The sequence below is a fragment of the Chondromyces crocatus genome (assembly GCF_001189295.1).
GTDB classification, from domain to species: domain Bacteria; phylum Myxococcota_A; class Polyangia; order Polyangiales; family Polyangiaceae; genus Chondromyces; species Chondromyces crocatus.
Genome location: NZ_CP012159.1, coordinates 6,466,061 through 6,479,097 on the forward strand (window position 1 = coordinate 6,466,061; position 13,037 = coordinate 6,479,097).

At 70.1% G+C, this 13,037-nt stretch carries 9 protein-coding genes; 2 read left to right on the forward strand and 7 right to left on the reverse strand.

What is annotated here, in order from left to right; translation table 11 throughout:
* Positions 1-65: 65 nt before the first annotated feature.
* Positions 66-992, forward strand: coding sequence for a hypothetical protein (locus tag CMC5_RS23585; RefSeq protein ID WP_156338823.1), 927 nt, complete (start codon positions 66-68; stop codon positions 990-992).
* A gap of 79 nt (positions 993-1,071) precedes the next feature.
* On the opposite strand, the gene CMC5_RS23590 is transcribed toward CMC5_RS23585, so the two are convergent.
* Complete coding sequence (locus CMC5_RS23590; RefSeq protein ID WP_050432538.1) at positions 1,072-1,947, reverse strand: CHAP domain-containing protein; 876 nt, start codon at positions 1,945-1,947, stop codon at positions 1,072-1,074.
* A 477-nt stretch (positions 1,948-2,424) separates the two neighbouring features.
* Between CMC5_RS23590 and CMC5_RS23595 the strand changes: the two genes are divergently transcribed.
* Complete coding sequence (locus CMC5_RS23595; RefSeq protein ID WP_050432539.1) at positions 2,425-3,438, forward strand: hypothetical protein; 1,014 nt, start codon at positions 2,425-2,427, stop codon at positions 3,436-3,438.
* A 37-nt stretch (positions 3,439-3,475) separates the two neighbouring features.
* On the opposite strand, the gene CMC5_RS23600 is transcribed toward CMC5_RS23595, so the two are convergent.
* The 6 genes from CMC5_RS23600 to CMC5_RS23625 form a co-directional block, all read right to left on the reverse strand.
* Positions 3,476-4,342, reverse strand: coding sequence for a vWA domain-containing protein (locus CMC5_RS23600; RefSeq protein WP_050432540.1), 867 nt, complete (start codon positions 4,340-4,342; stop codon positions 3,476-3,478).
* 483 nt (positions 4,343-4,825) lie between these two features.
* Complete coding sequence (locus CMC5_RS48635) at positions 4,826-7,897, reverse strand: DUF2169 family type VI secretion system accessory protein (RefSeq protein ID WP_050432541.1); 3,072 nt, start codon at positions 7,895-7,897, stop codon at positions 4,826-4,828.
* 170 nt (positions 7,898-8,067) lie between these two features.
* A complete protein-coding gene (locus CMC5_RS23610; protein WP_050432542.1) occupies positions 8,068-8,469 on the reverse strand; it encodes a DUF4150 domain-containing protein in 402 nt (133 codons plus the stop codon).
* Between the two features lie 12 nt (positions 8,470-8,481).
* Positions 8,482-9,147 carry a DUF3540 domain-containing protein gene (locus CMC5_RS23615; RefSeq protein ID WP_050432543.1) on the reverse strand — a complete coding sequence of 222 codons (666 nt, stop codon included), beginning with the start codon at positions 9,145-9,147 and terminating at the stop codon, positions 8,482-8,484.
* Between the two features lie 48 nt (positions 9,148-9,195).
* Positions 9,196-10,245, reverse strand: a complete 1,050-nt coding sequence (locus CMC5_RS23620; protein ID WP_050432544.1) for a pentapeptide repeat-containing protein — start codon at positions 10,243-10,245, stop codon at positions 9,196-9,198.
* Positions 10,223-12,973, reverse strand: coding sequence for a DUF2169 family type VI secretion system accessory protein (locus CMC5_RS23625; RefSeq protein WP_156338824.1), 2,751 nt, complete (start codon positions 12,971-12,973; stop codon positions 10,223-10,225). The genes CMC5_RS23620 and CMC5_RS23625 overlap by 23 nt, the downstream gene beginning before the upstream one ends.
* Between the last annotated feature and the right edge of the window lie 64 nt (positions 12,974-13,037).

Here is a 13,037-nt window from a genome sequence, read left to right on the forward strand (position 1 = left end):
GGCCGTTTCCTATCCGCCCCGGCCTCCTCGCGTTCGCCCTCTCGACGATCTTGCTCGGGGTCGTCATGTCCGCGGGTGCATTCGACCGGACCCGGATCGTCTGTACGCCGCACGAGCGCTGCCTCGTGGCGCCCGAGGTGGGCTCGAAGGACCACTCGTTTCCCACCGACGCGCTGGAAGAAGTACGCGTCGACGTGAAGCGAACGTCGAAAGGGGAATCCCGGGGGAACCTCGTCCTGCGCGTGACCGGCGTCGGCGAGATCGTGATGTCTTCCACGGGCGTCCAGGAGGCGAACACCGCGGCCGATCGCCTCCGCACGTACCTCGGCGCCGGCCAGCGAGCCGACGTGAAGCTCGGCGGCTCCTGGGGCCTCCTCGCGGCCGGCGTGGCCATGCTCGGCGCTGGTCTCGCATCGGCGTTCCCCTTGCTCCGCGGCTTCGGCTCCTTCCGGATCGACCTCCTCCAGGATGGCTCGGGGCTCCTCGTGCGACGACGCCTCCTCGGCCTTCCTCTCTCGTCCCGGCGGATCCCCCTGGAGGGGATCACCGACGTGGTCGTCGAGGGGGGCGCGATCGACTACCTCTTCCGGCGGCGCTACGAAGTCCCGATCGCTGCCGGACGCGTCGTTCTGGTCCACGAGGACAGCGAGGATCGACCGCTCACCGCGCACCTCGTCCCTGGCACCGTCGTCCACCAGCGTGCGGCCGACGCCCTTCGCGTGATGCTGGGCTTCGAGGACGAGCCCGATCCGCGCCTCGCCGCGTTGCCCTGGATCACCACCCCGCCCAGCCGACGGTTCCAGTACGCCTTCATCGGAGCGAGCTGTGGCGCCATCCTGGGCACCGTGGCCGCTGCGGCGGCCAGCGCCTCCCTGCGCAATGCTGGGCCGGAAGCCTGGAGCCCCTGGCTCACGGGCACGGGCATCCTGCTCGGCGCTGCCGCCGGCGTCGCCCTCGTGCTGTACGCGACGCGCCCGCGCCCCCCCGCCTGAACCGGCCCGGAGGGCGACGTGCACGCAGAGCAGGGGGCGGCGCTCGGGGCCGCGTGAACCCCGAGCCCGACCCCACCCCTCACTTCACGGGCGACACGTACCCGATGATCGAATAGCCCGTGCCCGCCGTGTTGTTGTGATCGACGAAGCCCGTCTCGAAGACCTCACCTCGGCCATTGAAGTTGTTGTCGTAGTTCCCGTGGACGATCTTGAACTGGTTCCCGCTCACCTCGGAGATGATCGCCACGTGCGCGTTGTTCCCCCACAGCACCGCGTCGCCGACCTTGGGCACCACGTTCGTCCCCTTGGCCTTCCAGGTGCCGTTGTTGGTGCCGTACGTCCGGAATGAGGTCACCGCCGCACTCAGGTTCGTCGTCTTCGCCCCCGACTGCCCCCACACATACCGAACGAAATCGGCGCACCACTCCACGCAGCCCGTGCCGAGCTGGGCGCTGAACGTGCTGCAGTTCGGCGCGGCGGCCTCGTAGCCCTTGTAGGACCTGGCCTTCGCGACGATCGCGGCGCCGAGATCCCCGGTGCTCCCGCCCCCACCGGAGCCCCCACCTCCGCCGCCGGTCTGGCCACAGCGGGGCACGCCGGGGATGAAGCTGCTGTAGCCGGTGTACACGTAGGCATCCGTCACATAGCCACCCTTTGCAGGCAGGAAGTTCCAGATCGACGTGCCTTCGATCACCGTCCCCGTGGTCTGGCACTCGATGCCCACGCTCGCCCCCGCATGGACCACCCCCACGATACTGCTGCTCGTATTCGGTCCGGACCGCACATTGACCGAGTCGCCACCCGTATTGAAGATGGTCCCCGTCGCATTGACTGCCGCTTGTTCGGCCATTCCGATCTCTTCGTCTTCGAGATCGAATTCGTCTTCCAGGTCGGCGACGCAGCCGACCAGAGTTCCGAGCCCAGCGAACACCAGCATGAACCGAGAAAAGGACATGAATGCCTCCGAGAGAGCGTGCAACGCCGCATGGGTGACCTGCTGCGTGCCTGCCGCAGGGACGCCGAGGCGCGCTCCATTCGAGACAGGCTGACCAGCGGTGGGTGGGTGTCTCTCTCTTCGAGAGCAATGGCAGTGCCACGAGCGAACAATCGGCCGTCAACCGATGTTTATTGAGAATGCATTGTCGCCGCTGTCCTACACTGGATCCATCGCTATCGAACAAGCTCGGGGAGCATCGATTTGCGTGCCCATGCGGCAACAATGCAGCAGGACTCGGACCATGTGCAACTTCTGCCGGTCAATGCGTCGACCACCTGGATCTCGGCCAGGCCATGTGGTTTTGACCAGACCGATGTAGCCCTGAGTCGACGCGTGGCGCACACCCTTCAATGCGTATCGACGCAGTGCGGCTGGTGAGGCGCTCCTCTGGCGCAAAGCGTCGAGACCTCACGCAGCAATGCGTTACAAGGGGCCATGACCGAGAACCAAACATTCCCCTCCGGCCGCTCACTCCGCCATTTCCCTCACGGCGTGGGCCTCCTGGCATGCCTCTCCCTCGGCTGCGTCGCGCCCATCGCCGAGATCGAACAGGACCTCGGAGTCGCCATGGAAACCTCGGAGGACGAGCTCCAAGGCAGCGCGCTCGAGCTCTGCCCCATTCCAGGGACGCTCGGCGAGCACCTCTCCCATGGCAATCGCTTCGACTACGACCCGCCGGGCATCACCACGAGACGCATCAAGGGTCGCTACGAGCCCGGTGATGGCACCGTGCGCTGGCGAGAGCGCCACGCCGCCGGCAGCTACCTGAAGAAGACGGTGGTCCAGGGGCAGGTGTCCCCCGCGTCTCCCTCCGAGGCCACCGTCACGTACGCCGCCACGACCCGAGAGCGCGACGGGTCCGAACGCACCACCGACGTCGAGGAGATCTGGCAAGACTGCGCCCTGATCCGGTGGACGCGCGACGGCGCCAGCGCCCCCTGGCTGGCTCAGGAAGGCTCCTGGGACGGCCTCCGCTACGCGTACACCCAGGAGCGCATCTCGCGCGCCCGTGGGTACGTCATTCTGCTGGAAGGCGTCCGTCATCCCGACGGGACGTGGAGCGAGGTGTACGAAGACGGCTCCTACCCGCAGGTCGACGAGACCTGGGCCATGGACGCGGGCGGGAACCTGACCATCTCGTGGCTGCGCAACTGGGGGGACTCCTTCACCGAAGGCGCTCACCAACGCTTCTTCGACGGCTCCCAGCATCACCGCGTGGACTACGACATGGAGGCCTGTGCGCCGTGGATCGAGTTCGACGTGGACCACGCCGGCCATGGCACCGGGGAAGCAACCCTCTGCAAGTCGAGGGAGATCCTCACCCCGGAGGGCGAAGAATCGGAAGAGGTCTACTACGTCCCCTGCACGGTGACGGTGACCGCCGGTGTCTGCACCCAGTCGTGCGACGACGGCTCGACCTCCTCCTGTTCCGCGCTGCTCCTCGACTGAAGCGCGACCCAGCGAGAGCCGCTGAGCCTGCAGCGTCTCAGCGCGAAGAGCTCACCCCGCCGCTCTCCCGCGCCAGCGCCTGCATGAGCTCACCGTCCTGATCCGGACCGACGCCCACCGTGTCGAACCGGACCCCTTGCCGCATCGCCAGACGCGCCTCCACGAGCAAGGTGTGCCGGTCCCCCCCGACATTCGCCAGCCCATCCGAGAGGAACACCACCCGCCGCGGCCGCATCGAGTACGCCGTCCGGAGCGCCGGCACGGCCGCGGTGGCGTTCTCCGGCCGCAGGTTCTGGATGAACGAGATCGTCGACAGGCGCGAGATCGGGTTCATCGTGACGAGCTGCGGCGCGAGCTGCGACGCGTGGTCGTGGAAGAAGACCAGGTTGTAGCGCGTCCCATCGGGCAGCATGCTGATGGTGCTGATCAGCTCCGCCTTCGCCGCCTCGAGCTTCGAGTCCTCCACCTGGAAGAGCGAGGGCCCCAGGCCGAGGAAGCCCCCGGGCGCCGGGTTGGTCGCCAGGTTCATCGCCCGCGCCCCGAGCAGCGCCAGCCCTGCGACCGGGTTGGTCACGGGCGGAGAGGTCGTCGCCGACTCCATCGAGCCCGACTGATCGAGCACGAACACCACGTCCTGCGCGCCTTCGAGGGGGATGCCGTAGAACACGGGCGGCGGCCTCCAGGGAACGCCGACGGGCGCGGGCGCAGGCGGGGGCGCATCGTAGGTTCCACCGCCGTGTGCATGCCCCCAAACGCCAACGCCGCCCGTGCCCTGGCCGTGCACGCTGATCACGGGCACCGGCGCCACGACGCGCGCCGTGGCCCGCCCGCGGACAGCGCACCCCGTCGAGGCCAGCGCGAAGAGAGAAGCGACACAGAGCAAGGGGAGCGATGAACGAAGCATCGAGAAGACCTCCAGGCTGAGGGTTCTCCTTCAGAGCATGTGGCGTACCAGCGACGCGCGACCCGCTGCACGCCCTCGCCCATCGCATGTCACGCGCTCGTCTCGTGGCGTGCTCGCGCCCCTCGCGCGGTCCCCTCACCGCGGTCGCCTTCCCCTGGCATCTGCTCGTCCCGGAGCGCTCCCGCCGCGCATTCCATGTGTGGCTTCCAGCAACGCTTCCGTGCGTGGCGAGCGTTCCGCCGCGGTCTCGTCCTGCGATCGAGGGGGGTCCAGTCGGTGTGGCATCGACCCGCGTCGTGGTCGGGCTCTGCTCGCTGGAGCCGCCGTGGGTGGTGTGGGCCATGGCGGCTCCGCCGCGGCGCTGTCAACCAGCGTTTACAGCGCGCAGGGGAGCCGTCCGCAGAGCTGTCAACCAGCGTTTACAGCTGTCTCGCCGGGCAACATCGCGAACACCGGAGCATGCGCCGTGGGCGCCGCCGTGGGTCAGCGCCGCTTCGGTGCCGGCATCGTCGCGAGGGCTGCCGCCGCCTGGCTCGCCGCGGTCCTGTCGGAAGCGACGCGCTTCGTCCACTGCCGCAGGAGAGGCATCAGGGCAGGCCGCTGGATCGCGAGCGCATCGAGCGTCGGGTTGATCTGCCCCTGGGCCAGGCTGAGCACGATCTGCGTGTACTCGTCCCCGCGGATCGGTCCACGGAACCCTTCCACTGCGGCGACGTAAGCCCGGTCGCTGTCCGTCTGCAGCCCATCGTCACCCCGCTCGGCGGCTGCACGGAGCGCCTCCTGCCAGTGCTGCTCGACCGTCTTCCAGGAGCGCTCGGTCAGCGCGTGCGCCTGGAGCACCTCTGCGCGGGGGACCTTCGCTTCGACGATCTCGGCCGTGATCGTCGCGAAGCGCTCGATGGGGTAGTCGTCCAGCGCCACCTCGCCTTCGGGCGCTGCTGCGGCGACGACGTCACCCGGCGCCGGCTCGCTGTTCACGTCACGCAGCTGTCCGGCCAGCGGTCCGATCATCGGCGGCTCGGGTGGACCCCCGCCTGCCGGAGGTGCCACCGCGCCTGGCGACACCGCCAGAGCCCCGAGGGACAACGACGGAGGCACCTCGCTCGTCGAGATCCCAGGCAGCGGCGGGGCCGACCCCTTCGCCCCCCCGGAGACGGACGTCGGAGCGGCCGCCTTCGAGAGCGCAGCAGGCGCCTGCGTCGGGCCCAGGGCCCCCACGGCCCCCGCGGCCCCCGGAGGAGACGCCGTCGCCCTCGGCGCCGCGGTGGGCGCAGGCGGAGGCACCGTTCTTCTGGGATCCCTGGGGGAGGGCCGCACCTCGGGCCCCCTCGTCCCTGCCGCCCCAGGCCGGGGCACGGTCGCTCCTGTCCCCGTGGCGAGCGGCGGCGCAGAGGCGAGCGCCGGCCGCGGCGCCTCGATGGAACCCGTCGAGGCCGACCTCCCCGGCGCTGTCGTCGCTGTCGGCAGAGGGGGCGGAGGTGCCATCTGCGGCGCCGAGACCGCAGGTGGTGCCGTCACGACGGGCGGAGGCGGAGGTGCCGTCTGCCCTGCCGATACGGTCTGCGCTGCCACGGCTGGCGGAGGAGGCGGAGGTGCCGTCTGCCCTGCCGAGACCGCAGGTGGCGTTGCCGCGACCGGCGGAGGAGGCGGAGGTGCCGTCTGCGCTGCCACGACGGGCGGCGGGAGCGGAGGCGCCGCCCGGGGGCCCATCATCGGCGGAGGGGCAGGCGGTGCGGTCAGCGGGGGCGGAGGCTCCGTCCGAACGTCGAGCGGAGGTGGCGGCGGCAACCTGGCCAGCATCGCCGGAGGCGCAGGCTGCGGCGCCGGTGGCTCGGGTACAGTGGCCCCGGGCGTCGACGACGCCGACCTCTGGCTTCCCGCCTTCACGAACGGCAGCGTCGCCCGTTTCTGCATCTCCTCGGGCGTGAGCTGCAGCGTGCCCGTCGTCTCGTCGTCGATGAGATCCAGGGCCACGAGGGGCGCCGAGATCGTGTCACCTGGCCCTCCGGCGCCGAAGCCACTTTCCCTGGGCGCCGGGGCGCTGGCCGCTCCCGCACCGAAGCCCGGCGTCGCTGCGAACCCCGAGGTTGCCTGCCCTGGTGCCCCCTGCCCTGGCGTCGTCGCAGCCTGTCCCGGCGTCACCTGTCCGGAGGCTGCCGGTCCTGGCGCTGGCCCCCCTGGCACTGGCCCCCCTGGCGCCCCGAACCCACGCGCTGTGCCCTGCTGCGTCTTGTACCCCTGCGCCGCCATCGCCTGGCCCACGGTCTGACCCACGGTCGGCTGCGGCGGCGGCGTCTGGCTCGGCCCGCTGGGCACGCCGACCCCCTGGGCCGTCCCCCCTTGCCGCGGCGCCGTCGACGGCCCCAGCCCTTGCGACGTCATCATCAGCTTCTGGAAGCTCGTCAGCGGTGGCACTGCGGCCTGCGCTGGACCCGACCCCGCGGGGGCGGAAGGCGCTGCGGGCTGGCTCTTCACGAACGGCAGCGGCGCCGCCAGCGTCACGTCGAGGCTCTCGCCCGGCCGCAGCACCTTCGTCGCCCCATCCACGCTCTCGTCGCGCCGCGGCTCCACCTTCCGCTGGGACAGCCCCATCTCGCAGGTCACCATCACCCGCCCCGCTTCTTCCGGCGACGACAGCGGCACCCAGCCCCGCCACGCCAGGGTGCACACCCCGCGATCCGTGTCGATCACCAGCGTGTCGCAGCGGAGCTGCACCTCTTTCGGCGTCGTCGCGCCCCGCTCCACCATGGCCCGCGGCGTCACCGGGCTGAGGCGCGTCGTGAGCTTCGGGAAGTACGGGTGCAGCCCCTCCAGCACGATGCGCTCGTCTCCCTGGAGCTGCTCCACGCGCTGATCCGGAGGCGCGGCGTTGAAGAATGCCTTGTCGATGTCGACCGGCAGCGGGCTCGCGTTCCAGTGCCGGTGGTCCCACACGCCGGCGTTCTTGCGCAGGCGGGCCATTCGCTCGGGCCAGATCGGCGCGATGGGACCGAAGCCCACGGGCGGGATCCGGTCCACGGGCCCCAGGAGCCGTAGCCCTGGCGGCTGCAGGTTCGGCAGTGGCCTCAGGTTCCGCGCATCGGGCGGCGCGTGCTGCGGCATGCCCACCGGGTTCGACGTCCCCGGCCCACCGGCGGCGCGCTCCCAGCGCAGCGCCACCCGCGAGAAGCGCGGTTCGGCCAGCAGCCGACCCTCCGACGACCAGGCCCGCTCTCCGTGCACCTCGATCGACTTGTCGATCGCCTCGCCCACGACGAGGCGCACCAGGAGCGGTCCGCCCGCGTGATCCTTCGGCGCGTGCGCGTGACCGACCAGGTAGACGTCGCCATCCTGCTTGAAGGGGACCAGGTCGCTCGCGGCGCTCAGGCTGCGCTGCTCGTCGTCGTTCCAGTAATCGTCGCTCTCGTTCGGATCATCCTGCACGTCCGCGAGTACGGACTCGTCGGGCTGCAGCGCGTACGTCGCCTTGCAGACCACCGTGAGGATGTAGACCCCTCTCATGGGCTGCCAGACGACCGACGCGACGCGCAGCGGGCTGGCTGAGACGACCTCCATCAGGGCCGCGAGTCTATCGCAGGGCTTCCACGAAGCGGCCGGAAAGTGCGGGAAAAAGGCTGCCCGCTCGCTCGCGACCCGGCACCGGGCACTCCGTGCGCGTGCGCGCGTCGAAGGCGCGTCGAGCGGGGCGCTCGAGGCGTCGAGGGCAGGACGTGGAGGTCAGGCGGTCAAGGCGCGAGCAGCAGCACCCGCACCTGGCTCGGGACGATGCGCATTCCCGGTGCGTTCGTGCTGTTGTGGATGTTGACGCTCGTCAGGCGCGTGGCCGGCAGCCCCCCCACCAGGACCGAGAACGCCGCCGTCAGGCTGCGGGTCGGGCCCATGACCGTCCCCGAGGCCACGCCCGTGGCGATGCCGGGATTGTCCCCCATGCTGATGGGGATCATCGTCGCCATGTTGTGGGCCGGGGTGCCGCCGTAGAGCACCGTCGGCACGAAGGGGACCCCGAGCGGTCCGATGGAGAGGTTCGGGTACGGGATGGGGATCGGCGCCGGCGCGGGAGGCGCGGGCGTCATGCACACGTCCGGAAACCCGATGTTCAGCCCGCCCATCTGCGTGTTCGCAAACATGATGTGCCCTCCTCAGCCGAGCTGAATCTGCTTTGCGTCGACCTTCACGAGCTCCTCGGCATGGACCACCGCGTGCTCCGCGCGCAGCGCCATCGTCGTCTCCGCCGCGTAGTCGATCTTCTTCGCCTTCAGGTGATCGATGTCCTCCACCGTGCGGAAGGACCGCTTCACCCGCTGCGACACGCGCTCGAACACGGCGTCGCACACCGAGCCGACCGTCTTGATCGCCTGCACCTCGGCCTTCAGCCGATCACCGAGGTAGCCGAGCTGCTGGACGAAGACCGTCCCCTCGAGCGCGCTGACGCTCAGGGCCTTGCCCACCAGGCTCAGGGAGTCGCCCGAGGTCACGTTCACCCCGCGGGCCGCCCGTAGCCCGAGCTTCCCCTTGCCGACGCGCACCTCCAGGTCTCCGTCGACCTCGATCGTCGTCGCCTCGGCCTCCTCGCCGGGTCGCTCTTCCCCGGTGAGCACGGCGAGCACGAAGCCCCGCCCCTCGCGCCCGAACGAGATCAGCACCTCGTCGCCCACCCGGGGTGCCACCAGGCAGCTCCTGGCGCGCCGCGCCACGCAGTCGAAGTCGCCGATGCGGATCGTCAGCGCCCCCTCCTTCACGTCGACGACCGTGCCTTCATCGAGCGTCACCGGGTGACGGGTCAGCTTGCGTGCGAGGTTCTGCATACTTCTCCTCCAGACTCCGATGAACGTCGAGCGAACGCGGATGCCGTCCTAGTAGGGCGGGTTCCAGTCTTCTGACTCGGCCACCTCTGCCTCGTCTCCGAGGGCCGCGACCCGGCTGCACCAGAGCGTAGCCTCGTCTTTGACCCGGTGGAAGCGCGTCCGGAAGACCTTCGCCCCCGAGAAATCGGCAGCGGAAACGTCGGCATGCGAGAAATCGGCGTACGTCAGATCGCAGCCCACGAACTTCGCCCCCTCGCACTGCGCCCGGTGGAAGATCGACTCCCCCACGGCCGATCCCGAGAGATCGGCGAGCGGCATCCGCGCGTCCGAGAACAGCGAGCGGTTCAGCGCCGCCTTCTGCAAGCTCGCCCGGTCCAGCCGGGCCTCGACGAAGATCACTTGCTGCGCCTGCGCCCCATCGAACCGGGCCTCCTCCAGGATCGCCTTCATGAAGTTGCACTGCCGCACGATCGCCCCCTCGAACGACGCCCCCGTCAGGTCGGCCTCGATGAACTGCGAGAGGGTCAGGTCCATCCCGGCGAAGCTCATCCCCTGGAGCTTGGCCGCGATGAACAGCGTGTTGTCGAAGCGCGCCCCGGTGAAGTCTGCGCCCACGAGCTCCGCCTTGTAGAGCGTCGTCTGCTTCAGGTTCGCCCCGGCGAGCCGCAGCCCGGGCACCACGCACTCCACGATCCCTGCCCGGTCCAGGTTCGCCTCCCCCAGGTCCGCGCGCGTCATGTCGCAGTGCGCGAAGCCACCCACCACGAGGTCTGCCCCCACGAAGCGCGCCTCGGTCAGATCGCACTCGTGGAACTTCGTCACCCCCATGTACCCGTGCTCCAGATCGGCGCCCCGCAGCACCGACCCGCTCACGGTCGCGTGGCGCAGGTTCACCCCCGCCATGCGCGCCCCGTCCAGATCACAGCCGCTGAACAGCACCTCCTTCAGCAGGCTCCCGCGCAGATCCGCCCCGCGGAACGACACCTTCTCGAAGATGCCGCCCGACAGATCCACACCGGCGAGATCCAGCCCCGACAGGTCGACCTCGGAGACGACCTCGCCGCTCTTCACCAGGTCAACGAGGGCGCTCTTGTCCATGACTCTCCTTCTTCGCGCTCTCCTGATCCTTCTTCGCGTTCGCCTGCTCGGCCTGCTGCTGCGCCTGCGGATCCACCGTCGCCGGCTTCCCGGGCCCGCCACCTTCCCTGGGCGAGACCCGCACCTGCGTCACGTTCGCGTCCGTGAAGCACGTCCTGTCGTCGCCCACCGCCCGCAAGAGGTCGGCGCGGAACAGGTTCGCCCCCGTGAAGTCGGCCCGCCCGAGCTTCGCCTTCAGCAGCACCGCCCCCTCCAGGTTCGCCGCGACGAGCCGCGCCCCCGTCAGGTCGGCCCGTGAGAGCATCACGTTCTTCGCCACCACCCGGTACAGGTTCGCCTCCCGCAGCACGCACTTCGACATGTCCGACGAGTTCAAGCTCGCCCCCGTGAAGTCGGCCCGGCTGAAGTCCGTCTCCCGCAGCGTCGCCCCGTCGATCATCGCCCCCGTCAAATCCGCTCCCACGAACGAGCACGGCTCTGCCAGCCGGATCCCCCGTAGATCCGCCTTCAGAAACGACGCCCCGTCCAGCGTGCAGCGCACGAGCGCCGCGTGCTCCAGCGTCACGTGCGCGAGGTTCGCCGAGCGGAGATCCACCTCCGCCAGGATCGCGTGGCTGAACGTGGACTCCCGCAGATCGCACCCGCGGAGCTGGTTGCCTTTGAGGATGCACTTGTCGAAACGCGACAGCGTCAGCGACGCCCCGTCGAGCACCACGTCCGACAGGTCCGCCTTCTCGAACGAGACCCGGTGCAGCGACGCTCCGGTGAAATCCGCCTGGCTCAGCACCGCGCCCCGCAGCGTCACGTCGTCGAGCCTTGCCCCCCGCGCGTACGAAGCGCCCAGGTTCGCCTCGCTCAGATCCGCGCCCGAGAGATCCACCTCGGTGAGATCGCTCCCCGCCAGCACCGCCCGCGAGAGCCGTGCGCCGGCCAGGTTCGCGCGCGCGAGGACGGCGTTCTCCAGGAAGGCCTCGGTCAGGTCCACCCCCCGCAGATCCATGCCCGACAGGTCGGCCCCGCTCAGATCCTGCCTCGAGAGGCTCCTCCCGGCCGCGTGCGCCTCCGCCACCCGCCGCCGCAGCTCCGAGCGCGCCGGCTCCTCCAACCGAGCTGGCCGGTACTCCGCGAGGTGCGCCCCCGACAGGTACGCCTCCCGCGCCTCCTCCTCCGCCTGCCGCAGCCTCGCTTCCGTCTTCGGATCGGCGAGCGTCGCGTCCAGATCCGGCGTCGCCACGTTCGCGTTCTGGCAGAGCGTCTGGATGTCCCGCAGCCGCTCCATCTCCTTGTCCGCGGAGAACTTCGGCGGCCCGGCCCCCTCCTTCTTCGACTTCGCCACCGCCGCGTCATAATCGCGCCCCGCCTCCGCGTAGCGCTTGCGCGTGTCCGCGACGAGCTTCTCCTGCGCCGCGTCCATCTTCCGCTGCGCCTCTTCCAGCTCGCGCTCCGAGCGCTCCACGAAGCCCGGTAGCTCCTCGAACGTCGGCGCCGAGAGCACCTTCGGCCCCTCCGCGTCCGGCACCGTGCTCGGGTCCCCGCCCGCCGCGATCACCTCCGCCCGCACCTTCTCCGCCTCGCGCCGCGCCCGCTCCGCCAGGTTCTTCTGGAGGTGGTTCTCCCGGCGGGTCAGCTCGAACATCGCGTCGATGTCACCGCCCCCGCCCCCACCGCCGATGTTCGGTGGCACGAGATCCCCGTCGCGGAACACCTCCGACGCCTCCCGCTTCGGATCGAGCCGCCGCTTCAGCACCTCGCGGTAGTGCTCCAGCGGACGCCGCTCTGCCGTGTCGTCACACGCGACCAGGAGGTGCAGGATGTCGTCCGCGTCGTCCTCGGCGACCCGCCACAGCCCCCGGAACGACAGCGCAACCCGCTCCAGGTGCGGAAAGATCTGCACCGTGTCGAGCCGCATCGGGATCTCGTGGAATGCCTCGCCTTCGGCCGAGCGCTGCGTCACGAAGCAGCGGCCCACGATCCCCGGCAACCGCCCTTCCAGACGTGGCCGCTCCGGGTGCAAGTTCTCCAGGTAGATCGCCTCGCCTCCCTCGAAGAAGCCTGCCGGGAGCTGCTGATCCTCCGGCGCCGCGTTCCACATGGTCAGGTCCATGTCCTTCGCGAAGCCCGGGAGCTGCTCGCGCATCCACTTCCGGTCGTAGGTGCCCATCTTCGGCCATCGCTGTGCCCACAGCAGCTCGTACGGGCCGAACCCCGCCGGCGCAGGCCGGTCCGAGCGCGACTGGACGAGCGCCTTCGGGTGCTCGATGTTCGGCAAGGGGTGGACCTCGCGCCCGTCCTCGCCCTTCACGGGCGCGACCCCGATGCCCGTCGGGTTCAGCGCGTATCCCTCGCCACCGAACGCGCGCGTGTACCGGATCGGCATCTCGGTGAACGGCGTGGCCTCCCCGGGCACCCCGTCACGCCGCCACACGCGATCGCCGATCACGTACAGCGACTTGTCCAGGCTCCCCACCTTCGCCCGCACCGAGGCCGCCGTTCTCGGCACCGCCCCAGCCGTGTAGCAGCGCCCGTGCACCAGGAACTCCCCGCGCTGCTTCGGCATGCACTCGTCGAGGATGGCCTCCTTGCCCAGCTCCGCCGCCGAGAGGCGCCAGAGATCCACCTCCGGCAAGAGGCGCCGCTCCGCGCCCAGATCGCACAGAACCAGGATCGTCGGGACGAAGTAGTACTTGTGGTCCAGCTCGAAGGTCCGCGTCAGGACCCCGAGCTTCATGGGCTTGATCGTCTTCAAGGTGCGTTCACGTCGTGGAGAGAAAGGCGCGCGTGCACGGGCGCCT